The organism is Microbacterium sp. 05T445 (genome assembly GCF_056395865.1).
The window spans coordinates 452,959-475,575 of the sequence record NZ_JBFTKJ010000001.1 but is presented as its reverse complement, the minus strand read 5'-3'; the positions used below and the strand labels follow the sequence as shown (position 1 = coordinate 475,575).

19 protein-coding genes and 1 other RNA gene are annotated in these 22,617 nt (G+C 71.1%); 16 read left to right on the top strand and 4 right to left on the bottom strand.

Translation table 11 applies throughout. From position 1 onward, the window contains the following. Position 1: 1 nt before the first annotated feature. Positions 2-1,036, bottom strand: coding sequence for an AAA family ATPase (locus AC1DDU_RS02215; protein WP_477430990.1), 1,035 nt, complete (start codon positions 1,034-1,036; stop codon positions 2-4). A 165-nt stretch (positions 1,037-1,201) separates the two neighbouring features. Between AC1DDU_RS02215 and ffs the strand changes: the two genes are divergently transcribed. Next, positions 1,202-1,298, top strand: an RNA gene (gene ffs, locus AC1DDU_RS02210) — signal recognition particle sRNA small type. On the opposite strand, the gene AC1DDU_RS02205 is transcribed toward ffs, so the two are convergent. Then, entirely contained in the window at positions 1,293-1,973 is a 681-nt protein-coding gene (locus AC1DDU_RS02205; protein WP_477430989.1) for an NUDIX domain-containing protein, read from the bottom strand. The two genes, ffs and AC1DDU_RS02205, sit on opposite strands and share 6 nt — an antisense overlap. Before the next feature lie 101 nt (positions 1,974-2,074). Between AC1DDU_RS02205 and pta the strand changes: the two genes are divergently transcribed. The 7 genes from pta (at position 2,075) to AC1DDU_RS02170 (ending at position 12,781) form a co-directional block, all read left to right on the top strand. Next, positions 2,075-4,213: a phosphate acetyltransferase gene (pta, locus tag AC1DDU_RS02200; protein WP_477430988.1), complete on the top strand. Its 2,139-nt coding sequence runs from the start codon at positions 2,075-2,077 to the stop codon at positions 4,211-4,213. Beyond that, positions 4,210-5,439: an acetate kinase gene (locus tag AC1DDU_RS02195; protein WP_477430987.1), complete on the top strand. Its 1,230-nt coding sequence runs from the start codon at positions 4,210-4,212 to the stop codon at positions 5,437-5,439. The genes pta and AC1DDU_RS02195 overlap by 4 nt, the downstream gene beginning before the upstream one ends. A 93-nt stretch (positions 5,440-5,532) precedes the next feature. After that, a complete protein-coding gene (locus tag AC1DDU_RS02190) occupies positions 5,533-6,264 on the top strand; it encodes an HAD family hydrolase (protein ID WP_477430986.1) in 732 nt (243 codons plus the stop codon). Next, on the top strand, positions 6,261-8,786 hold the full coding sequence (locus AC1DDU_RS02185) for a glycoside hydrolase family 65 protein (protein ID WP_477430985.1): 2,526 nt from the start codon (positions 6,261-6,263) through the stop codon (positions 8,784-8,786). The genes AC1DDU_RS02190 and AC1DDU_RS02185 overlap by 4 nt, the downstream gene beginning before the upstream one ends. A 39-nt stretch (positions 8,787-8,825) precedes the next feature. Then, positions 8,826-11,099 carry a DNA polymerase III subunit gamma and tau gene (locus AC1DDU_RS02180; protein WP_477430984.1) on the top strand — a complete coding sequence of 758 codons (2,274 nt, stop codon included), beginning with the start codon at positions 8,826-8,828 and terminating at the stop codon, positions 11,097-11,099. 3 nt (positions 11,100-11,102) lie between these two features. After that, entirely contained in the window at positions 11,103-11,696 is a 594-nt protein-coding gene (gene recR, locus AC1DDU_RS02175) for a recombination mediator RecR (protein WP_477430983.1), read from the top strand. 149 nt (positions 11,697-11,845) lie between these two features. Next, complete coding sequence (locus AC1DDU_RS02170; protein WP_477430982.1) at positions 11,846-12,781, top strand: DMT family transporter; 936 nt, start codon at positions 11,846-11,848, stop codon at positions 12,779-12,781. A 40-nt stretch (positions 12,782-12,821) separates the two neighbouring features. Here the strand turns inward: AC1DDU_RS02170 and AC1DDU_RS02165 are convergent, their stop codons facing one another. Continuing rightward, a complete protein-coding gene (locus AC1DDU_RS02165) occupies positions 12,822-13,310 on the bottom strand; it encodes a hypothetical protein (protein WP_477430981.1) in 489 nt (162 codons plus the stop codon). A gap of 143 nt (positions 13,311-13,453) precedes the next feature. On the opposite strand from AC1DDU_RS02165, the gene AC1DDU_RS02160 reads away from it, so the two are divergent. Continuing rightward, complete coding sequence (locus AC1DDU_RS02160; RefSeq protein ID WP_477430980.1) at positions 13,454-14,740, top strand: aspartate kinase; 1,287 nt, start codon at positions 13,454-13,456, stop codon at positions 14,738-14,740. Positions 14,741-14,744: 4 nt separating this feature from the next. Beyond that, positions 14,745-15,260, top strand: a complete 516-nt coding sequence (locus AC1DDU_RS02155; protein ID WP_477430979.1) for an N-acetyltransferase family protein — start codon at positions 14,745-14,747, stop codon at positions 15,258-15,260. A gap of 67 nt (positions 15,261-15,327) precedes the next feature. Here the strand turns inward: AC1DDU_RS02155 and AC1DDU_RS02150 are convergent, their stop codons facing one another. Beyond that, on the bottom strand, positions 15,328-15,897 hold the full coding sequence (locus tag AC1DDU_RS02150; RefSeq protein ID WP_477430978.1) for a TetR/AcrR family transcriptional regulator: 570 nt from the start codon (positions 15,895-15,897) through the stop codon (positions 15,328-15,330). Positions 15,898-15,992: 95 nt separating this feature from the next. On the opposite strand from AC1DDU_RS02150, the gene AC1DDU_RS02145 reads away from it, so the two are divergent. The 6 genes from AC1DDU_RS02145 (at position 15,993) to AC1DDU_RS02120 (ending at position 22,612) form a co-directional block, all read left to right on the top strand. After that, positions 15,993-16,562 carry a dihydrofolate reductase family protein gene (locus tag AC1DDU_RS02145; RefSeq protein ID WP_477430977.1) on the top strand — a complete coding sequence of 190 codons (570 nt, stop codon included), beginning with the start codon at positions 15,993-15,995 and terminating at the stop codon, positions 16,560-16,562. A gap of 105 nt (positions 16,563-16,667) precedes the next feature. Continuing rightward, positions 16,668-17,738 carry an aspartate-semialdehyde dehydrogenase gene (locus AC1DDU_RS02140; RefSeq protein ID WP_477430976.1) on the top strand — a complete coding sequence of 357 codons (1,071 nt, stop codon included), beginning with the start codon at positions 16,668-16,670 and terminating at the stop codon, positions 17,736-17,738. A gap of 155 nt (positions 17,739-17,893) precedes the next feature. Then, positions 17,894-19,399: a malate:quinone oxidoreductase gene (locus AC1DDU_RS02135; RefSeq protein WP_477433401.1), complete on the top strand. Its 1,506-nt coding sequence runs from the start codon at positions 17,894-17,896 to the stop codon at positions 19,397-19,399. A 10-nt stretch (positions 19,400-19,409) separates the two neighbouring features. Then, positions 19,410-19,847: a pyrimidine dimer DNA glycosylase/endonuclease V gene (locus AC1DDU_RS02130; protein WP_477430975.1), complete on the top strand. Its 438-nt coding sequence runs from the start codon at positions 19,410-19,412 to the stop codon at positions 19,845-19,847. Between the two features lie 9 nt (positions 19,848-19,856). Then, a complete protein-coding gene (locus AC1DDU_RS02125; RefSeq protein ID WP_477430974.1) occupies positions 19,857-21,911 on the top strand; it encodes a DUF2207 domain-containing protein in 2,055 nt (684 codons plus the stop codon). A gap of 53 nt (positions 21,912-21,964) precedes the next feature. Beyond that, positions 21,965-22,612 (top strand): thymidine kinase, encoded by a 648-nt coding sequence (locus tag AC1DDU_RS02120; protein WP_477430973.1) that lies wholly within the window; start codon positions 21,965-21,967, stop codon positions 22,610-22,612. Positions 22,613-22,617 lie beyond the last annotated feature (5 nt).

The following is a 22,617-nucleotide window of genomic DNA, read 5'->3' as shown; positions in this document are numbered from 1 at the left end:
CTCACTGACGGGCGGCGATCGGCACCCGCACACTCGCGGCGATGCGCTCGAGGATCGCGGTGATCGCGTCGGCCGCGGTGCCGGCGCGCGCGCCGCCGGCGGCGCGGGTGGGAATGAGCCGGTGCGCGAACACCGGGGCGAGCAGCGCCGTGATGTCGTCGGGGATGACGAACCCGCGTCCGTCCAGGGCGGCCCACACCTTGGCCGCGCGCACGAGTTGGAGGGTCGCGCGGGGGCTCGCGCCGAGCCGCAGGTCGCTGTGCACGCGGGTGGCCTGCGCGAGGCCGACGGCGTACTCCTCGATCGCGGGCGCCACATGCACACCGCGTGCCCATGCGATCAGCCCGGCGACCTCCTCGGCGGACACGACGGCCGTGAGCCGGTCCAGCGGGTTGAGCGTGTCGCGCTGACGGAGCATCAGTGCCTCCGAGCGCGGGTCGGGGTAGCCCATCGAGATGCGCATCATGAAGCGGTCGCGCTGCGCCTCGGGAAGCGCGTAGGTGCCCTCCATCTCGAGGGGGTTCTGCGTGGCCACCACGAGGAACGGCTCCGGCACGTAGTGGGTGCGCCCGTCGACAGTGACCTGCCGCTCCTCCATGGCCTCCAGCAGAGCGGACTGGGTCTTGGGGGAGGAGCGGTTGATCTCGTCCGCGATCACGATGTTCGCGAAGATCGCCCCCGGCTTGAACTCGAACTCCCGCTCGACCGGGTTGAAGACGCTCACGCCCGTGACGTCGCCGGGCAGCAGATCGGGGGTGAACTGGATGCGGCGCACCGTCGCGTCCACCGAGGTCGCCAGCGCCCTCGCGAGCATGGTCTTGCCCACGCCGGGCACGTCCTCGATCAGCAGGTGGCCCTCCGCGAGGAAGCACACCAGGGCGCTGCGCACCGCGTCGGGCTTGCCGTCGATGACGCTGCCGACCGCCCCGAGGATGGCCTCGGTGACCCGCGCGAACCCCTCCGCCGTGAGCGTTCCCGGCGCGCCGGGGGCGGCATCCGGGTCCGTCGTGCGTGCACCCGTCGCGGTATCGACCATCGAAGGCCTCCTGTTCCGCCTCCGAGCAGGCGGGTCGGCGGTGGACGCGGGCGTCCTCGCCCACGGCTCGATCGTAACAACGGCGCACGCGCCGCGGCACTGGGAGATCGCTGGATGCCGTCAGCCGGCGCGGACGGCGGCACTCCGCGGACAGGCTAGACTGGACGCAGCTCTCCGCGAGGCGGCATCCAGGCCAACTCCCCCAGGACGGAAACGTAGCAAGGGTAACCAGGCTCTGCCGGGTTCGCGGAGAGTCTTACTTTTCCCCCGGGGCCCTGCCCGAGAACGGGCCGTCCAGCACCGCCCACTGCAGCAGCATGATCGTCTTGGCGTCCTGGATGCGGCCGTCGCGCACCATCGCGCGGGCATCGTCGACATCGAGCTCGAGCAGCTCGATGTGCTCGCCTTCGTCGGCCAGCCCGCCGCGCGTGCCGACGCCCTGCGACCCGTCGTACGGCGCCGCGAAGAAGTGGATGCGCTCGGTCACCGAGCCCGGGCTCATGAACACGTCCCACACGTGCTCGAGCTCGCCGATGTCGATGCCGGTCTCCTCGACCGCCTCCCGGCGGATCGCGGTGGCGGGATCGTCCTCGTCGAGCAGTCCCGCGGCGGTCTCGATCAGCATCCCGTCGGGGTGGTCGTTGACGTACACCGGGTAGCGGAACTGCCGTGTCAGCAGCACGGTGCGCCGCGCGGGGTCGTACAGCAGCACCGTCGCCCCGTTGCCGCGGTCGTAGGTCTCGCGCTGCTGCGTCTCCCAGCGCCCGGACGGGCCGCGGTACTCCACGGTGGTGCGGCGCAGCACGTGCCAGCCCGCGGCCAGGAGCTCCACGTCGGTCACCCTCACGTCGGGGTTGCGCTCGAGGCCTCGGCCCGCCTGGTCGAGGCCGGTCCTTCCACGGTGATCGGGGACGTCGATGCCGGGACGGGACTGCATGCCCCCGAGCGTAGCCGCGGGGCGGTGCGCCCCGGCCGGACCACTTTTGATCCGGCGGCAGCCCCTGGCCACGGCATCCGGCCCGCCCATAGGCTGGGGAGGTGGCGCAGAGCATCTACATCACTTCGGCCGAGGGCCACTCCGGCAAGTCCACCGTCGCCCTGGGCGTGCTCGACGCGCTGAGCCACGCGACCCCGCGGGTCGGGGTGTTCCGCGCGATCGCGCGCTCCACCGTGGAGCGCGACTACGTCCTCGAGATGCTGCTCGACCACGACGGCGTCGACCTGCCCTACGACGAGTGCATCGGCGTCACCTATGACGACGTGCGCGAGGACGCGGATGCCGCGCTGGCCACGATCGTCGAACGCTACAAGGCCGTCGAGGCCCAGTGCGACGCCGTCGTGATCGTCGGCAGCGACTACACCGACGTCGGCAGCCCCGCCGAGCTCGCGTACAACGCCCGGATCGCCGCGAACCTGGGCGCCCCGGTGCTGCTGGTGCTCGGCGGCCGCTCGGCGCAGAACCAGACGCAGCCCGAGCAGCTCGGCTCGTCGCTGGCGCGCACGCCCGGCGAGGTGGGGCAGATCGCCGACCTCGCCCTCGCCGAGCTCACGCACGGCCGTGCGAAGCTGTTCGCGGTCGTCGCCAACCGCGCCGATCCCGATCAGCTCGACGAGACCGTCGCGGCGATCCGCCGCTCGGTGGACGGACACCTCGGCGGGTCGGGCGTCCCCGTGTGGGCGATCCCCGAGGACCGGCTGCTGGTCGCCCCGTCGATCCGCGGCATCATGCGCTCGGTCGACGGCGAGCTGCTCGCCGGCGACCCCGGCCGGCTCACCCGTGAGGCGCTCGGCGTCGTGGTGGCCGGCATGTCCATGGTCAACGTCCTGCCGCGCCTGCTCGAGGGCAGCGTCGTGATCATCCCCGCGGACCGCTCCGAGGTGCTGCTGGCGACGCTGCTCGCCAACGCCTCGGGCACCTTCCCGTCCATCTCGGGCATCGTCCTCAACGGCGGGTTCGACCTGCCCGAACCGGTGACGCGGCTGCTCGACGGGCTCGGGTCCAGCGTGCCGATCATCACGACCGAGCTCGGCACCTACGAGACCGCGGTGCGCATCATGGGCACCCGCGGCCGCCTGGCCGCCGATTCGCAGCGCCGCTACGACACGGCCCTGGCGCTGTTCGAGCAGAACGTCGACACCGGCGAGCTGCTGGTGGCGTTCGGCCTCGCGCGGGCCACGGTGGTGACGCCGCTGATGTTCGAGTTCCAGCTCATCGAGCGTGCACGGGCGCAGCGCAAGCGGATCGTGCTGCCCGAGGGCGGCGACGACCGCGTGCTGCGCGCCGCGGCGACCGTGCTCAAGCGCGGCATCGCCGACCTCGTCATCCTCGGCGAGCCGTTCGAGGTCCGCGCGCGCGCGATCGAGCTCGGCATCGACATCCAGGGCGCCGAGGTGCTCTCGCCCCTGGACGCGGTCCACGTGCACAAGTTCGCCGAGGAGTACGCCCGGCTGCGCGCCCACAAGGGCGTGACGCTCGCCCAGGCCGCCGACACCGTCACGGATGTCTCGTACTTCGGCACGATGATGGTGCACCTGGGGCTCGCCGACGGCATGGTGTCTGGCGCCGCGCATACGACCGCCCACACCATCCGTCCCGCGTTCGAGATCATCAAGACCAGGCCCGGCGTCTCGGTCGTGTCGAGCGTGTTCCTCATGGCGCTCGCCGACCGCGTCCTCGTCTACGGCGACTGCGCCGTGATCCCCGATCCGACCAGCGAGCAGCTGGCCGACATCGCGATCTCGTCGGCGGCGACCGCCGCGCAGTTCGGCATCGACCCGCGCGTGGCGATGCTCTCCTACTCGACGGGCGAGTCGGGGTCGGGTGCGGAGGTCGAGAAGGTGAGGGATGCCACCGCCCTCGTCCGCTCGCGCGCTCCCGAGCTGCTCGTCGAAGGGCCGATCCAGTACGACGCAGCAGCTGACGCCGCGGTGGCGGCGGCCAAGATGCCCGGATCCGCCGTCGCGGGGCGCGCCACCGTGTTCGTCTTCCCCGACCTCAACACCGGCAACAACACCTACAAGGCCGTGCAGCGGTCGGCCGGCGCGGTCGCCATCGGACCGGTGCTGCAGGGCCTCAACAAGCCGATCAACGACCTGTCGCGCGGCGCCCTGGTGGACGACATCGTCAACACCATCGCGATCACCGCGATCCAGGCGCAGGGAGAGGCCACCCCATGACCACGCCGGTGCTCGTCATCAACAGCGGCTCCTCGTCGCTCAAGTACCAGCTGCTGGACATGGACACCGAGCGCACCCTCGCCTCCGGCCTGGTCGAGCGCATCGGCGACCCGATCGGCATCGCCCGGCACACCGTCTACGCGACGCCGACAGACGGGCCCTCGCCCGCCTTCCTCGACGCGACGCGCACGAGGGAGCTGCCCATCCCCGACCACACCGCCGGATTCGCGGTCATGCTCGACGCGTTCGCGGCGGACGGGCCGTCGCTCGCCGACGCGCCCCCTGTCGCCGTCGGGCACCGCGTGGTCCACGGCGGCGCGCGGTTCTTCGCGCCGACGCTCATCACACCGCTCGTCGAGATCAACATCGACGAGCTCTCGCTGCTGGCGCCCCTGCACAACCCCGCCAACCTCGCGGGGATCGTCGCCGCGCGCACGGCATTCCCCGACGTGCCGCACGTCGCGGTGTTCGACACGGCGTTCCACCAGACGCTCGCGCCCGCGGCCTACACCTACGCGATCGACGCGGAGGTGGCGGCATCCCATCGCATCCGCCGCTACGGCTTCCACGGCACCTCGCACAAGTTCGTCAGCGAGGCTGCAGCGGCCTTCCTCGGGCGGCCGCTCGGCGAGCTCAAGCAGATCGTGTTCCACCTCGGCAACGGGGCCTCGGTGGCCGCGATCGACGCAGGCCGCTCGGTCGACACCTCGATGGGCTTCACGCCGCTGGAGGGGCTGGTGATGGGCACCAGGTCGGGCGACATCGATCCGGCCGTGCTGATCCAGCTCGCCCGCCGCGCGGCGATGTCGATCGACGACCTCGACGACCTCCTCAACAAGCGCAGCGGGCTGCTGGGCCTGGCCGGCTCCAACGACCTGCGCGACATCCGCGCCGCGATCGAGCGCGGCGACCCGCGGGCGCAGCTGGCGTTCGAGGTGTACGTGCACCGGCTCCGCGCCTACGCCGGCGCCTATCTCGCCCAGCTCGGCGGCGCCGACGTCATCTCGTTCACCGCCGGTGTCGGCGAGAACGCGCCGCATGTGCGGGCAGCGGCGCTGGAGACCCTCGGCTTCGCCGGCATCGAGATCGACCCGGCGCGCAACGAGAGCCGCGAGCGCGGCATCCGCGTCATCTCCACGGATGCCTCCACGGTGGCCGTCCTCGTCGTCCCGACCGACGAGGAGCTCGAGATCGCGCGCCAGACGCTGAGCGTCGCCGGTTCGTGACCGGCCGGGGTGTCGACCGGACACCCGCCCGCATTACGCTTGCTGGACGGCGCGACGCAGTGCCGACGCACCCCACCCGCACCCGGAGGTCCTGTGGCTCACGACGCCCTGCCCGATCTGACCGCCTATGACGCCGTGCTGTTCGATCTGGACGGTGTGCTGACGCCGACGGCCGAGGTGCACATGCACGCCTGGCAGGCGATGTTCGAGGAGCTCTTCGCGGCGTGGGACATCACCCCGCCGTACACCGAGCGGGACTACTTCGCCCACCTCGACGGCAAGAAGCGCTACGACGGCGTGGCGAGCCTGCTGCGCTCGCGCGACGTCGAGGTGCCGTGGGGGAGCCCCTCGGACCCCGTCACCGCCGACACCGTGTGTGGCATCGGCAACCGCAAGAACGCGGTGTTCGAACGCGTGCTGCGCGCCGACGGCATCTCGCCGTACCCCGGCTCGCTGCGGCTGCTGGACGTGCTGGCGGACGCCGGCACCACCGTCGCCGTGGTGTCGAGCTCGAAGAACGCGGAGGAGGTGCTGGCGGCAGCCGGCATCCGTGATCGCTTCGCCGTCGTCATGGACGGTGTCATCGCCGAACGCGACCATCTCGCCTCCAAGCCCGCGCCCGACGTCTTCGTGGAGGCGGCGCGGATGCTGGAGGCCGACCCCGCGCGCTGCGCAGCCGTCGAGGACGCCATCAGCGGCGTGCAGTCGGCGGTGGCCGGAGGCTTCGGGCTCGTCGTCGGCGTCGACCGCGGCGCCGGAGCGCAAGACCTCGTCGACGCGGGCGCCCACGTCGTCGTGAACGATCTGGAGGACTTCGTACGATGATCGACCGCGACCGCTTCCCCGTCGACGAATGGCGGCTGATCGAGTCCGCCTACGACCTCGACGACGCCGGCGTGACCGAGACGCTGTTCGCCGTGGGCAACGGCTACCTGGGTATGCGCGGCAACCACCCCGAGGGGCGGTTCGCGCATGAGCAGGGCACGTTCATCAACGGGTTCCACGAGACGTTCCCGATCCGTCACGCCGAGCAGGCGTACGGGTTCGCGGAGGTCGGGCAGACCATCATCAACGCGCCCGACACGAAGGTGATGCGCGTCTACGTCGACGACGAGCCGCTGTCGCTGGATGTCGCGGACGTCCGCGAGTACGAGCGCGTGCTCGACATGCGCGACGGCGTGCTGCGCCGCCACGTCCGGTGGACGACGCCCTCGGGCAAGGACGTGCGGGTCGACATGGAGCGCCTGGTGTCGTTCGAGGAGAAGCACCTCGCGCTGATGACCATCGAGGTGACGGTGCTCAACGCCGACGCCCCCGTCACGGTGAGCTGCCAGATGATCAACCGGCAGGACGGCGAGGACGTCTATGGCGGCACCCCCACCGCCCCGCGCCGGGCCGGGTTCGATCCGCGCAAGACCGAGAAGCTGCACGAGCGCGTGCTGCAGCCCGAGGAGTACTGGCAGGACAAGCTGCGCTCGGCGCTGTCGTACCGCGCCACCGACTCGGGGATGACGGTGGCCGTCGTCGCCGACCACCTCATCGAGACGGCGAACGCGTACACCTCGCGCACCCTGATCGAACCGGACATCGCGAAGAACGTGTTCCGCGTGCAGGCCAAGGCGGGCGTGCCGATCCGCGTCACCAAGCTCGTCAGCTACCACACCTCGCGCGGCGTGCCCGCGCGAGAGCTGGTCGACCGCTGCCGCCGCACCCTCGACCGCGCCCTCAGCGAGGGCGTCGACGCGGTGTACGCGCAGCAGCGCTCGTGGCTGGACGCGTTCTGGGAGCGCTCGGACGTGCGCATCGGCGGGCACGAGGACCTGCAGCAGGCCACCCGCTGGTGCCTGTTCCAGCTCGCGCAGGCCTCGGCGCGCGCCGACGGGCAGGGAGTGCCGGCCAAGGGCATGACCGGGTCGGGGTACTCCGGGCACTACTTCTGGGACACCGAGATCTACGTGCTCCCGTTCCTGGCGTATACGACGCCGCTGTGGGCGCGCAACGCGCTGCGCATGCGCTACCTGATGCTGCCCGCCGCGCGCAAGCGCGCGTTCCAGCTCAACGAGGCCGGAGCGCTGTTCCCGTGGCGCACCATCAACGGCGAGGAGGCGTCGGCCTACTACGCCGCCGGCACCGCGCAGTACCACATCAACGCAGACGTCAGCTATGCGCTCGCCAAGTACGTGCGGGCCACCGGCGACGACGAGTTCCTGTTCCGCGAGGGCGTCGACATCGCCGTGGAGACCGCCCGACTGTGGGCGACGCTCGGCTTCTGGCGCTCCAGCGACGGCGTGATCGACGGCGAGGGCGACACGTTCCACATCCACGGCGTCACCGGGCCGGACGAGTACACGACGGTCGTGAACGACAACCTGTTCACGAACGTGATGGCGCGGTTCAACCTGCGCTTCGCCGCCCGCACCGTGCGCGACATGGCCGAAGTCGACGGCGAGGTGTACCGCCAGATGGTCGAGCGTCTCGCGCTGGATCCGGGCGAGCCCGACGCGTGGGAGCGTGCCGCCGAGGCGATGCACATCCCGTTCAGCCCGACCCTCGGCATCCACCCTCAGGATCACGTCTTCCTCGAGCGCGAGATCTGGGATCTCGAGAACACGCCGCCCGACAAGCGCCCCCTGCTGCTGCACTTCCACCCGCTGGTCATCTACCGGTACCAGGTGCTCAAGCAGGCCGACGTCGTGCTCGCGCTGTTCCTCCAGGGCAACCATTTCTCCGCCGAGGACAAGCTGGCCGACTTCGAGTACTACGACCCGCTGACGACGGGTGACTCGACGCTGTCGGCGGTGGTGCAGGCGATCCTCGCCGCGGAGGTCGGCTACCAGGACCTCGCTCTGGAGTACTTCCGGCAGTCGATCTTCGTCGACCTCGGCGACCTGCACCACAACGCGGCCGACGGCGTGCACGTCGCGTCGGCCGGTGGCGTGTGGACCGCGCTCGTGGCGGGCTTCGGCGGCATGCGGGACCACTTCGGCGAGCTGTCGTTCGACCCGCGCCTGCCCGCGGCATGGCCCTCGCTCGAGTTCGTCCTGCACTGGCACGGCACGCGGCTGGAGGTCGCGGTGACGCGTGACGAGCTGCGCGTGCGCGCCGGCGAAGGCGACCCCGTCGGCTTCAGCGTGCGCGGCGTCGGCTACGTGGTGGGCCCCGGCGACGAGACCGTCGTCGCCCTGACGGGGCACGGTCCGGTCATCACGGGGCGCCCCACGCTGCGGGAACTGGGCGATGCGCGGCGCGAGGACGGCTCGCTGCTGTCGGCCTCGGTGCCCACCGTCACCGCGGCGATCCCGATCGTGGTGGGGGTGGCCGATGTCGAGCACGGAGCGGATGCCTGAGGCCGCCGCGATGTCGGGTGCACGCCGTAGGCTGGGGGAGTGACCACCGCCCTCTACCGTCGCTACCGGCCCGAGTCGTTCGGCGAGATGATCGGGCAGTCGCAGGTCACCGAACCCCTGATGACCGCGCTCCGCAGCGATCGGGTGGGGCACGCCTACCTGTTCTCGGGCCCGCGCGGCTGTGGGAAGACCACGTCCGCCCGCATCCTCGCGCGCTGCCTGAACTGCGCCCAGGGCCCGACCGACACGCCCTGCGGCACGTGTGACAGCTGCATCGAGCTCGGACGCGGCGGCGGCGGTTCGCTCGATGTGGTCGAGATCGACGCGGCCAGCCACAACGGCGTCGACGACGCCCGCGACCTGCGCGAGCGCGCCGTGTTCGCCCCGGCCCGCGACCGCTTCAAGATCTTCATCCTCGACGAGGCGCACATGGTGACGCCGCAGGGGTTCAACGCCCTGCTCAAGCTCGTCGAAGAGCCGCCCGACCACGTCAAGTTCATCTTCGCGACGACCGAGCCCGAGAAGGTCATCGGAACCATCCGCTCGCGCACGCACCACTACCCGTTCCGTCTCGTGCCGCCCGCCGCGATGCTCGAATACGTCGAGCAGCTGTGCGCGCAGGAGGGCGTCGAGGTCGAGCAGGGCGTGCTGCCGCTGGTCGTCCGCGCCGGCGGCGGGTCGCCGCGAGACACGCTGTCGCTGCTCGACCAGCTCATCGCCGGATCCGAGGACGCCCGCGTGACCTACGCGCGCGCCGTCGCGCTGCTCGGCTACACCCACGCCGAGCTGCTCGACGAGGTGGTCGACGCGTTCGCGGGGTCCGACGCGTCGGCGGCGTTCGCCGCGGTCGATCGCGTCGTCCAGACCGGACAAGACCCGCGCCGCTTCGTCGACGACCTGCTCGAGCGACTGCGCGACCTCATCGTCGTGGCCGCGACGGGTCAGGGCGCGGCAGCGGTGCTGCGCGGCATCTCCGCCGAAGACCTCGCCCGCATGCAGCGCCAGGCAGACGCGTTCGGTCCGTCACGGCTCTCCCACATCGCCGACCTCGTCGTCGCGACCCTCGACGACATGACCGGCGCGACGTCGCCGCGCCTCCAGCTCGAGCTCATGGTCGCGCGTGTGCTCGCCCGCGGGGCGGATGCCGCACCCGCTGGTGCACGGCCGGCTGCCGCTGTGCCTGCTGCCGCTGTGCCTGCTGCCGCTGCGCCGGCTGCTGCTGTGCCTGCTGCCGCTGCGCCGGCTGCTGCTGTGCCTGCTGCCGCAGCGACGCCCTCTTCCGCGGTGCCCTCGGCTGCCCCCGCGACCCCGGCGGCCTCTGCGCCTACCGCCGCTGAGCCGGCGGCCCCTGCACCCACCGGACCGGTCACGCTGGAGCGCCTGCAGGGGGCCTGGCCGCAGGTGCTCGGCCGTCTCGAGAACGTGAGCCGGTCGTCGTGGATGCTCGCCTCGGGTGCGCACATCGCGGCGCTGGACGACGACGTGCTGACCCTGACCTTCTCGAGCCAGAGCGATGTGGCGAAGTTCAAGCAGCTCGCCGCGGGCAAGGGACCGAGCGAGGACCTGCGCCAGGCGATCCAGGCCGTGCTCGGCATCCGCGTCAAGTACATCGCCCGCCACGATCCCACCGGCGGTTCCGGCGGCGACGCCGGCTCGGGAGGTGCGGGCGGCCCAGCCCCCGCTCGTCCCGCACGTGACGCGTCCGCCGCGCCGAGCGCGCCCGCCCCGAGTACGCCCACGCCCGGTGCGCCCGCCCCGAGTGAGGCCGTCTCGCCGCAGGCATCTGCCGCTGCGCCTCCGTCGGCCCGCCCGTCCGCAGCCGCACCGCGCGCGTCCACGGCCGCGTCCCCGGTCCGGAGCGCGGCACCCGCGGCGCCGCGGGCCTCGGCGTCGGCATCCCCGGTCACCGACTGGGCCGTCGCGCCGATCCCGTCGGACGACGACGCCCCGCCACCGGACCCGGGTCCCGCCGCGATGCCCGAGGCGCCGGCGCAGTTCGCGGTCGACGACGAGCCGGAAGACGCGGCATCCTCACCCGCCCGCGTGGCCACGCTCGCACCGCCCCGCGAGGGCGAGGTCCTGCCGCCCGCCGACGTCGCCCCGTCGATCGAGCTCGTCGACGTCGACGCCGACGACGACACGGATGCCGTCGTCGATGCGCCCGTCCCCCCGACCATCGCCCCGCCGCTCACGCCGGTCGTCACCACCCGCAACGACGGGGTCCAGCGCTACGGCGAAGCGGTCGTGCGACAGGTGCTCGGCGCCACGTTCGTCCGTGAGGAGCCGTACGAGCCGCCCACGAGGTTCAGCTAGCCCATGTACGACGGCATCGTCCAAGACCTGATCGACGAGTTCGGCCGCCTGCCGGGAATCGGCCCCAAGTCGGCGCAGCGGATCGCGTTCCACATCCTGCAGACCCCGAACTTCGATGTGTCGCACCTGGCCGAGCTGCTCGCCGAGGTGCGCGACAAGGTGCGCTTCTGCGAAGTGTGCGGCAACGTCACGGAGCAGGAGCGCTGCTCGATCTGCCGTGACCCGCGCCGCAATCAGACGCTCATCTGCGTCGTGGAGGACGCGAAGGACGTCGCCGCGATCGAGCGCACCCGCGAATTCCGCGGGCTGTACCACGTGCTCGGCGGCGCGATCAGCCCTATCGCGGGCATCGGCCCCGACGACCTGCGCATCACGCAGCTCATGCAGCGGCTGGCCGACGGTACCGTGCAGGAGGTCATCCTGGCCACCAACCCCAACCTCGAGGGCGAGGCGACGGCGACCTACCTCAGCCGGCTGCTGCACACCCTCGAGATCGCGGTGACCCGTCTCGCGTCCGGACTTCCGGTGGGCGGCGACCTGGAGTACGCCGACGAGGTCACGCTCGGCCGCGCATTCGAGGGGCGCCGCTCGGTCTGAGCGGATGTCGGAAGTCCGACGTAGATTGGCGGTCGACCGCCTCGCCGCGGGGAGCGACGTCGTGCAGACTCGCAGAGTCGTGCGGAGCGTCGTGCCGCCCCGGCGGCCCGACCACACTCGTCGCGCAACAGATCACGGAGACGGCCCCGATGAACTCCTCACAGCGTTTCGACACGCGCGCGTGGTTGCTGTTCGCCGCGATGGCGGTGCTGTGGGGCATCCCGTATCTGTTCATCAGCATCGCCGTCGAGTCCTACTCGCCTGCGGCGGTGGTGGCCGGCCGCACGCTCCTGGGCGCACTGCTGCTGCTCCCGTTCGCGCTCAAACAGAAGGCGCTGCGCCCCGCGTTCGCGAAGATCGGCTGGGTGCTGCTGTTCGGCGCCATCGAGATGGCCGGTCCCTTCCTGCTGCTCGGTCATGCCGAGCAGACGCTGCCGTCGGGACTGACCGGCCTGCTTGTGGCCACGGTGCCGCTGTTCGCCGCGATCATCGCGTTCGGCGGCGGGGATCGGTCGGTGTTCAGCCCCGCGCGCGCCATCGGGCTGTTCGTGGGCTTCGCCGGCGTCTTCGTGATCGTCGCCGGCCCCGGTCTCGCGATCGAGGGTGGCGGTGGACTGATCGCGGTGGGGGAGGTGCTCCTCGTCGCGCTCCTGTACGCGATCGCGCCGTTCGTCATCGCGACGAAGCTGCGCGACGTGCCCTCGCTCGGGTCGATCACCCTGGCCTTGCTCGCGGTCGGGATCTTCTACACGCCGATCGCGTTCCTCACCCAGCACGAGGTGCCGTCGTTCGCGAGCACCGCCTCACTGATCGCCCTCGCGGTGCTGTGCACGGCCGTCGCGTTCATCACGTTCTTCGCCCTGATCGCGCGGGTGGGGCCGGTGCGCGCCCCGCTGTTCACCTACGTCAACCCGGTCGTGGCGATCGTGCTGGGCACGATCATCCTCGGAGAACCGATCACGCCCGGGCTGCTCATCGGCTTCCCGCTCGTGATCCTGGGCTGCTGGCTCGCCGCCACCGGCGGGCGCGTGCGCGTGCCGAAGTCCGAGACCGAGACGGAGCTGCCGCCGATCGCGTCGAGCTGACCCGTTGGTCCTGCGATGGGGCGGTCTCGCCGCCCACTCGTCAGCGCAGCACCTCGACGAGGACGATCCACGACACCAGCAGGGCAGCGACGACGGCCACCATCGAGCCGGCGGCGAACCACACCAGCCCGTCGGCGCGTCCCGCCGCCAGGAGCGCGCCGCCGATCGCGTAGGCGAGTGGCGCGAGGAATCCGACCGCCGCCTTGAGCCAGCGCAGCCGATTGGCCGGATGCCGGTTCTCGAAGATCCGCCGCGTCGCCTGGACTTGGAACGCCCCGGCCCCGACCGCGATCGCGATCATCGCGACGCCGTATGGAGTGGGGCCGACGTCGGGGATGAGGCCGATCGCCGCGCCGATGAGCGCGAGCACGAGGCCCGCGATCCCCGCCGCGAGGCGCGACGTGAGCGAGGCCTCCTTGATGATGTCGCCGATGTTGACGCTCGCGGCGACGATCACGAGACCGGCCAGCGCGGCCGTCGCGCCGACCATCGCGACGTTGAACTCCGACCAGGCCTCGGTCTGATCCATGCTCGGATGCTAGCGGCGGGAGGCGCGGCCGTCACGGGCACGAGCTGTCACATGGCCGGGCGCGCATGAGCGCGTCCGTAAGATGGACCCCTGGGTGCGGCATCCGTTCTCGCCCGCCCTCGAGACACGCGTGGAGACTCATCGTGGCGCTGATCGTCCAGAAGTACGGCGGATCGTCGGTCGCGGATGCCGAGAGCATCAAGCGCGTCGCCAAGCGCATCGTCGACACGCGCCGCGCCGGCCATGACGTCGTCGTGGCCGTCAGTGCGATGGGCGACACCACCGACGAGCTCCTCGACCTCGCGGGTCAGGTCGCGCCGATCCCCGCGCCCCGCGAACTCGACATGCTGCTCTCCAGCGGCGAGCGGATCTCGATGGCGCTGCTCGCGATGGCCATCCACTCGATGGGCTTCGAGGCCCGCTCGTTCACCGGCAGCCAGGCCGGCATGATCACCACGGCCGACCACGGATCGGCGCGCATCGTGGACGTCACGCCGATCCGCCTGCGCGAGGCGCTCGACGAGGGTGCGATCGTCATCGTCGCCGGCTTCCAGGGCTTCAACCGCGACACCCGCGACATCACGACCCTCGGCCGCGGCGGCTCCGACACCACGGCTGTCGCGCTCGCGGCCGCGCTCGAGGCCGACGTGTGCGAGATCTACAGCGACGTCGACGGCATCTTCACGGCCGACCCCCGCGTCGTGCCCAAGGCGAAGAAGCTCGACGTGGTGTCGGCCGAGGAGATGCTCGAGCTCGCCGCCAACGGTGCCAAGGTGCTGTACATCCGCGCCGTCGAGTACGCGCGCCGGCACCGCGTGCTGATCCACGCCCGCTCCACGTTCAGCTCGGGCGTGGGGACCTATGTGCTCGGCCCCGGGATGACCGTTCCCGAGGGTGAAAAGGGAGAAGAGATGGAAGAGCCCATCGTCGCCGGCGTCGCCACCGACCTCGGCCAGGCCAAGATCACCGTCACGGGTGTCCCCGACGTCCCGGGCAAGGCGGCCGAGATCTTCAAGGTCGTCGCGAAGTCCGGCGCCAACGTCGACATGATCGTGCAGAACGTGTCGGCGGCGACCACCGGCCGCACCGACATCTCCTTCACGCTCCCCAAGACCGACGCGGCGACCGCGCTGAAGGCGCTGGCCGCCGATCAGCCCGAGATCGGGTTCGAGAACCTCGTCCACGACGACCAGATCGGCAAGCTGTCGGTCGTCGGCGCGGGCATGCGCACCCACTCGGGCGTCTCGGCCACCCTGTTCGAGGCGCTGAGCATCGCGGGGATCAACATCGAGATGATCTCGACGTCGGAGATCCGCATCTCGGTCGTGGTGCGCGGCGACGACCTCGCTGAGGCCGCGCGCGTCGTCCACACCGCCTACGGCCTGGACGGCGACATCGAGGCGACGGTCTACGCCGGCTCCGGCCGCTGATCCGGTGCTCGCAGAGCTCGACCTTCCCGTCGTCCTGTCGTCGCGCTGCGGCGAGGTCACGCTGCGCCCCGCCCGCGCCGACGACCTCGACGCGCTGATGGCGCTGCTGGCCGACGACCCGATCAGCGCGGCGCGCGGAGACGACGGCCTTGCCGAGAAGCGCCCCGCCTACGAGCAGGCGCTCGCCCGCATCGAGGCCGACCCGGCGAACACGCAGCTGGTGGTGACCTCCGACGATCGGCTGGTCGGTACGATGCAGCTCACCGTCATCCCCGGACTCGCGCGCGCCGGAGCCGACAGGCTCCAGGTCGAGACGGTGCGCGTGGCGAGCGACCTGCGTTCGTCGGGCATCGGCGCCGCGATGATGCGGTGGGTCGAAGAGGTCGCGGCTCCGGCGCTCGGTACGACGCTCGTCCAGCTCACCTCCGATGCGGCGCGCGTCGACGCGCACCGCTTCTACGAGCGCCTCGGATACACGCCTTCGCACGTGGGGTTCAAACTCCGGGTGCCTCGGAGCTGAACCCGCGCGGGGTCGCGCGGATGCCGCAGGTCGCCGTGGTGCCGACGCCTGCGTCGCAGTCCGGGCGTCACCCCCCGAGCAGCCCGTCGACGAACGCGTCGACGACGTCGTCGGTCGATGTCTCGGGGTCGATCGAGACCGTGAGCCGGTCGAGGATGAGCCCCTCGACGGCGTAGTGGAACAGCGCGATCTGGAACGCACCGCCCGGGAGCCCCGCATCCCTGTTGAAGGCGACATCCGCGGCGAACCCTTCTCGCATCCAGACGCTCAGGCGATCCGTGATGGCCGGGTTCCGCGCGGCCTCGAGCCGCAGGGTGTACAGGGCGAGTGTGACGGTGCGGTCGCCCAGCAGCCGCCGGACGATGTCGCGCAGGTAGTCGGCGAAGAGGTCGATGCCGGGCGGTCGGTCGCCGAGTGCGGCGTGCGTCTCGGGGTCGGGGGTCAGGCGCTCGCCGATGCGGGTGACGATGGCATCGATCAACGCATCGCGTGACCGGAAGTAGTTCGAAGTCGTCCCGGTGGGCGCACCCGCGCGAGCATCCACGGCGCGGTGGGTGAGGCCGCGCATCCCCTCGTCGGCGACCACGGCGATCGCGGCGTCGGCGAGCTCCGTGCGACGTGCGTCGTTCCTGGCCATGCTCGAAACAGTACCTGAATCACGACAGATGTTGTGGATTGCCGCGATCATCGCTAACGTGACATGACCACTACACATGTCGTGAAAGAAAGAACATGCGAGAACTCGTCTACTACGTCGCCGTCAGCCTCGACGGTCGCATCGCTTCGCCGACCCACGGGTTCGAGTCCTTCCTCGCGGAAGGCGACCACGCCGCGGTGATCGGCGGCGAGTGGGGTGACGCCATCCCGGAGCCGATCCATCAGGCGCTCGGGCTCGACGCCCGCACCGGCAGGATCTCGACGGTGCTGATGGGCTGGAACACCTACGCGGTCGGGCTGCCCGACATGCCGAGCCCGTACTCCCATCTCGAGCAGATCGTGTTCTCGCGGACGCGCACCGCACCCGAGGGTGCGGACGGTGTCCGCGTCACCGCCGAGGACCCGCGGCAGGTGGTCGCGGCGCTCAAGGAGCAGGAGGGCGGTGACATCTGGCTGTGCGGTGGCGGCGTGCTCGCCGCACAGCTCATCGACCTCATCGACCGTCTGGTGCTGAAGGTCAATCCGTTCGTGTTCGCCGACGGCATCCCGCTGTTCCAGGGCGCGTACGAGCCGACCCGGTTCGCGCTCGACCGTTCGCGGGCGTTCGCGTCCGGTGTCGTCGTCAACGAATACCGTCGTGCGTAACCGCGGGCCGGGGTGCCGTGGCGCGGCGGTAGAATCGCCCAAACCCCGCGCGTCCGACGGTGCCCGCGCGTCCGCCCCACGCTTGTGCTCACGCTGAGGAACACCATGACCCGCATCTCCGATTCAGGACTCTCCGTCGCCATCGTCGGCGCCACCGGCCAGGTCGGCGGCGCGATGATCGACATCCTCGAGGAGCGCGGGTTCCCGGTGCGTGAGATCCGGGCGTTCGCGACGGCCCGCTCGGCGGGCTCCGACGTGGTCTTCCAGGGCAAAGCCGTCACGGTGGAGGATGTCGCCACCGCAGAGCTCGGCGGCATCGACATCGCGCTCTTCTCCGCCGGTGCCACCGGCAGCCGCGCGCACGCCCCGCGCTTCGCCGAGGCGGGCGCCGTCGTCATCGACAACTCCAGCGCGTGGCGCATGGACCCCGACGTGCCGCTGGTCGTCAGCGAGGTCAACCCCCACGCGATCGCGGAGGCGCGCAAGGGCATCATCGCCAACCCCAACTGCACCACGATGGCCGCGATGCCGGTGCTGAAGGTGCTCGACGCCGAGGCCGGACTCGAGCGCCTCATCGTCAGCACGTACCAGGCCGTCAGTGGCTCGGGTCTCGCGGGCGTGCAGGAGCTCCTCGGCCAGCTCGAGGGCGTGCTCGCGCAGGGCGACGTCGAGCGCCTCGCCCGCGACGGCGCCGCCCTCGACTTCCCCCAGCCCGAGAAGTACATCGCCCCGATCGCGTTCGACGTCATCCCGTTCGCCGGCAACCTCGTCGACGACGGCGACAACGAGACCGACGAAGAGAAGAAGCTGCGCAACGAGAGCCGCAAGATCCTCGAGCTGCCCGAGCTCCGCGTCGCCGGCACGTGCGTGCGCGTCCCGGTGCTCACCGGCCACTCGCTCTCGATCAACGTCGAGTTCGCGCGCGACATCACGCCCGACCGTGCCCGCGAGGTGCTCGCCTCCGCCCCCGGCGTGAAGCTCGAGGAGGTTCCGACGCCGCTGCAGGCCGCCGGAACCGACCCCAGCTACGTCGGCCGCATCCGCGCCGACCAGTCCGCGCCGGAGGGCAAGGGCCTCGCGCTGTTCATCTCGAACGACAACCTCCGCAAGGGCGCCGCGCTCAACGCCGTGCAGATCGCCGAGCTCGTCGCGGCGAACCTGGGCGCGAACGCCTGACGCATCGCCCGCACCGCCACGAAGCGAGCGGATGCCGCACCCCGCGGCATCCGCTCGCTTTGTCGTCGTGGCAAGAACCGCCGGACTTTCGGCCGGAACGAGCGGTCCCGGTCGGGGGTGCTTTCCGGCCGAACTAGAATCGTGTGGTGACTGAAATGCCCGCTGAGTCCGCATCCGAACACCCGTCCCACGTCGACGACGTCGATGTGCTGCTGATCGGCGGCGGGATCATGAGCGCGACGCTCGGCACGCTGCTGCAGGAGCTGCAGCCCGACTTGAAGATCGCGATGTTCGAGCGGCTGAGCGACGTCGCGCTGGAGAGCTCCAACGCGTGGAACAACGCGGGCACCGGCCACGCGGCGCTGTGCGAGCTGAACTACATGCCCGAGGGCAAGGACGGCTCGGTCGACCCCGCGAAGGCGATCTCGATCAACGAGCAGTTCCAGCAGAGCCGTCAGCTGTGGGCGTCGCTGGTGGAGGCCGGTGTGCTGGATGCTCCCTCGACGTTCATCAACTCCGCCCCGCACATGACCTTCGTGCGCGGCGAGAAGGATGTCGCCTACCTCAAGAAGCGCTACGAGGCGCTGAAGAACGAGCCGCTGTTCGCCGGCATCGAGTACAGCGAGGACTCCCGCGTCATCAACCAGTGGGCGCCGCTGCTCATGCAGAAGCGCCGCAAGGGCGAGCCGTTCGCGGCGACGCGGGTGCCCGCGGGCACCGACGTCGACTTCGGGGCGCTCACCCGCCAGCTCGTTGACCGCCTGGCGGAGAACGGCGCCGACGTGCGCACCAACACCGAGGTGCGTCGTCTGAAGCGCCTGCCCGACGGCACGTGGCGCGCCAAGTACCGCCGCACGATCGGCCGGACGCCCGGCGAGATCCGTGCGAAGTTCGTGTTCGTCGGTGCCGGCGGCTGGGCGCTGAAGCTGCTGCAGGGATCGGGCATCCCCGAGATCTCGGGCTACGGCGTGTTCCCCATCGGCGGACAGTTCCTCAAGACGAGCAACCCCGCGGTCGTGGCGCAGCACAAGGCCAAGGTGTACTCGCAGGCCTCGGTCGGCGCGCCGCCGATGTCGGTGCCGCACCTGGACACCCGCGTCGTCGACGGCGAGGCATCCCTCCTGTTCGGTCCGTTCGCGACCTTCAGCCCGAAGTTCCTCAAGACCGGCTCGTGGTTCGACATCGTCGGCCAGGTGCGCCTGGGCAACCTCGGCCCGATGCTCAAGGTGGCGTGGGACAACCCCAGCCTCATCACGTACCTCGTGAGCGAGCTGCTGAAGAACCACAAGAAGAAGGTCGACAGCCTGCGCGTCTTCATGCCCACCGCGAAGGACGAGGACTGGGAGCTCATCCAGGCCGGCCAGCGTGCCCAGGTCATGAAGAAGGATCCGGAGAAGGGCGGCGTGCTGCAGTTCGGCACCGAGGTCGTCACCGGCGCCGACGGCACGATCGCGGGCCTGCTCGGAGCCTCGCCGGGGGCGTCGACGGCCGTGTCGATCATGCTCGGGCTCTTGAAAACCTGCTTCCCCGACCGCATCGACGAGTGGGAGCCGCGCCTGCGCGAGCTCATCCCGAGCTACGGCGAGACGCTGAACCCGCGTCCCGAGGTCGCGCGCGAGTCGATCGAAGAGACCGCCGAGACGCTCGCGATCACGGTCTGAGGTCTTCCTCGTGCGCCTGTGGTCGGTGCATCCGTCGATCCTCGATCGCAGGGCGCTGGTCGCCTGCTGGCGTGAGGCGCTGCTGGCTCAGCACGTGCTGGCCGGGCGCACCCGCGGGTACACGCGGCATCCGCAGCTCGAGCGCTTCCGTGCCGCCGAAGACCCGCTCGACGCGATCGGGCACTACCTGACCGCGCTGAGGGACGAGGCGTCGCTGCGCGGCTACTCGTTCGACGCGACGCGCGTGCTGAGACCGGATGCCGGGGCCCCCGGCATCCCGGTCACCTCCGGGCAGCTCGCCTTCGAGGTCGCTCACCTGCGCGCCAAGGTCGCCGCGCGCGACCCGGAGTGGCTGCCGCATGTGCCGGCGATCGTGGCGGCCGGGCCGAGCTTCGTCGAAGCGACCGGCCCTGTCGAATCATGGGAGCGGGGAGTGCTCGCCCCCTAGGGTGGGGGCATGCGAGCACGGCTCACCTGGCGCACCGGGGCGATCGCTCTCGCCCTGGTCGCGGTCATCGCCGTCGCCGTGTTCCTCGCTCTGGCCCGAGTGGCGGTGCCGTCGGCCGCGACCGCGTCGCCGGGCATCGCGGTGCGCAGCGCCGACACCGGTGCTGCGGCGGCGCTGCGGGTCGCGGCCTCCGTCGACGACTTCTCGTACGACGCGTTCGAGGGCGACTACTGGCTCGGGCGCGGCGCCGGCGGGCGCAGCGAGCTGTTCACCACCGAGACGCTGGTGGCGAGATTTCCCGAGGCCGACCAGAACAAGGGGATCATCCGCTGGATCCCCAAGGCCGATTCCGGGATCGCGCACGCCACGCAGGTGGTTGCGGTCACCGGGGCCGGTGGTGCGCCGATCCCGTGGTGGACGGAGGAGGACGACGACTTCGTCTACGTGCTCACCGGCGACGACACCTACGTGCACGGGGTGCAGACGTACGTGATCTCGTACACGATGTCGGACGTCGTGCTGCGCTACGAGGACACCGACGCAGACGAGTTCTTCTGGGACACCGTCGGCACCGACCACGCGCAGCCCTTCGGGTCGGTGCGTGCGAACGTGCGGATCCTCGGCGAGGCCGCGGCCGGCATCCTTCCCGACCGCGCCTTCTGCTACACCGGGCCCGCGCAGTCCACCGAACGCTGCGACATCCGGCCCTCGGACGCCGCCGCAGCGCCGGACGAGGTGCTCGCGTGGGCCGTGGGCCGGGGCATCGTCGGGGCCGCAGAGACCCAGACGGCGTTCACCGCCGCCGACACCGGCCTCGGCGTCGACGAGAACGTCACCGTGGCGATCGGCTTCAGTAAGGGCACCTTCGCCGCACCCTCGCCCCCGCCCCCGCCGCCGTATCCCTGGTGGGAGTGGATCCTTCCGGTGCTCGGGCTGCTCGCCGGATTCGGCGGGCTCGCCTTCGTGCTGGTCATGAAGGCCGTGCTCCGGCGCAATCCCGACCGCTCGCCCGTCATCGTCGAGTACACGCCGCCGGTCGACGAGTCGCCGACGCTGTCGGCGGGAGTGCTCGGCGTCCCCGCGAAGGCGCTCGCGGCGCACGTGGTCGACCTCGCGGTACGCGACAAGGTGGAGATCACGGCATCCGGCGATCGCTCGGATGCCGACGATTTCCACGTCGTGCTGCGCGACGCGGCCGGCCTCGAGCACGACGACCGGCGCATCGTCACCACGCTGTTCGGGAAGGATGCCGCGCCCGGCGACCGCGTCGACCTCGGCGTGTTCGCGGCCAAGCCGCCGGTGCGTGCGGTGACGTATGTACGGCGCATCGAGGACAGCACGGTCGATCGCGGCTACCGCAGCCGCACACCCGCGTGGATCGGCGCCGTGCGCGGACTGCTGCAGTTCGGCGGGCTCGCCGTCGCCGTCGTGCTCACCTTCTTCACCGACGCCGCGCCGTCGGTGCTCACCGACCTGGGCGCGCTCGGGGGCTGGATCAACTTCCTCGCGATCGCGAGTGCGTTCGGCGCGTTCATCGTGCTGCCCTTCATCGGGGTGCCCAAGACAACGCTGACGCTCGCCGGGGGAAGGCACCGGACGTATCTCGACGGCATCCGCGAGTATCTGAGCCTCGCCGAGGAGGATCGCCTGCGCGCGGCCCAGACGCCGCAGACGGCCGACCTCGTCTCCGCCGGGCGTCGCCCGTTCGGCGATGCGGCGAACGCTCCGGGCGCGGACGTGGTGAACCTCTACGAGCGGCTGCTGCCGTACGCGGTGCTGTTCGGCATGCAGCGCGAGTGGGTCGAGGTGATCCGTGCCGCACAGCCGCCGGAGGTCGCGGCGGTTCCGACGACCCGGCTCGCGCTGTTCGACTCGGTCACCTCGAACTCGCTGTCGGACGCCTCGTCGTCGATCGGGCGTCTGGCCGCGACCCCGGTCTCGAGCGGAAGTTCGTCCAGCTCGTCGGGCTCGTCGTTCTCGAGCAGTTGGTCGTCGTTCGGCGGCTCGTCCGGTGGTGGATTCTCCGGCGGCGGCGGGGGAGGCGGCGGGTTCGGTGGACGCTGAGCGCGGCGCACGCACCGCGGGCCACGGCATCCGTCACCCACTACGCTCGATCCGTGGCCAAGCTCTACTTCCGCTACGGCGCGATGAACTCCGGAAAGTCGACGTCGCTCCTGCAGGCCGCGTACAACTACGAGGAGCGCGGCCAGCACGTCCTGCTCGCCAAGCCCGCGATCGACACCAAGGGCGCCGACCAGATCGACAGCCGCCTGGGCGTGAAGCGCACCGTGGACTTCCTGGTGCGGCCCGACGACGACATCCGCGCCCTGTTCGCCGCGCAGCGCGCGCGGGTGAAGGCGGAGGCCGCCGACACCCTCGTCCCGGAGTCCGACGAGCACGAGGTCGACGTGGCGTGCCTGCTGATCGACGAGGCGCAGTTCCTGACCCGGGAACAGGTCGACGACCTGCTGCGGATCGTCGTCTTCGACGGCGTGCCGGTGCTGGCGTACGGCATCCGCACCGACTTCCAGACCCAGGCGTTCCCGGGCTCGGCACGGCTGCTGGAGCTCGCCCACAGCCTCGAAGAGCTCAAGACGATCTGCCGCTGCGGGCGCAAGGCGCTGTTCAACGCGCGCCTGATCGGTGGACGGTTCGTGTTCGACGGCGACCAGGTCGCGATCGACGAGCTGACCGCCGACCGCATCACCTACGAATCGCTGTGCGCCGAGGACTACCTGCGCGCTTCGGGCGGCCGCCTGGAGTGAGGGCC

What these genes read in the sequence shown, in the direction of transcription:
- AC1DDU_RS02150 (WP_477430978.1), bottom strand. Translation starts at nt 15,897, where the DNA reads ATGGCCAGGAACGACGCACGTCGCACGGAGCTCGCCGACGCCGCGATC.
- AC1DDU_RS02195 (WP_477430987.1), top strand. Translation starts at nt 4,210, where the DNA reads ATGACCACGCCGGTGCTCGTCATCAACAGCGGCTCCTCGTCGCTCAAG.
- AC1DDU_RS02205 (WP_477430989.1), bottom strand. Translation starts at nt 1,973, where the DNA reads ATGCAGTCCCGTCCCGGCATCGACGTCCCCGATCACCGTGGAAGGACC.
- AC1DDU_RS02165 (WP_477430981.1), bottom strand. Translation starts at nt 13,310, where the DNA reads ATGGATCAGACCGAGGCCTGGTCGGAGTTCAACGTCGCGATGGTCGGC.
- AC1DDU_RS02140 (WP_477430976.1), top strand. Translation starts at nt 16,668, where the DNA reads ATGACCCGCATCTCCGATTCAGGACTCTCCGTCGCCATCGTCGGCGCC.
- AC1DDU_RS02185 (WP_477430985.1), top strand. Translation starts at nt 6,261, where the DNA reads ATGATCGACCGCGACCGCTTCCCCGTCGACGAATGGCGGCTGATCGAG.
- AC1DDU_RS02135 (WP_477433401.1), top strand. Translation starts at nt 17,894, where the DNA reads ATGCCCGCTGAGTCCGCATCCGAACACCCGTCCCACGTCGACGACGTC.
- recR (WP_477430983.1), top strand. Translation starts at nt 11,103, where the DNA reads ATGTACGACGGCATCGTCCAAGACCTGATCGACGAGTTCGGCCGCCTG.
- AC1DDU_RS02125 (WP_477430974.1), top strand. Translation starts at nt 19,857, where the DNA reads ATGCGAGCACGGCTCACCTGGCGCACCGGGGCGATCGCTCTCGCCCTG.
- AC1DDU_RS02170 (WP_477430982.1), top strand. Translation starts at nt 11,846, where the DNA reads ATGAACTCCTCACAGCGTTTCGACACGCGCGCGTGGTTGCTGTTCGCC.
- AC1DDU_RS02145 (WP_477430977.1), top strand. Translation starts at nt 15,993, where the DNA reads ATGCGAGAACTCGTCTACTACGTCGCCGTCAGCCTCGACGGTCGCATC.
- AC1DDU_RS02215 (WP_477430990.1), bottom strand. Translation starts at nt 1,036, where the DNA reads ATGGTCGATACCGCGACGGGTGCACGCACGACGGACCCGGATGCCGCC.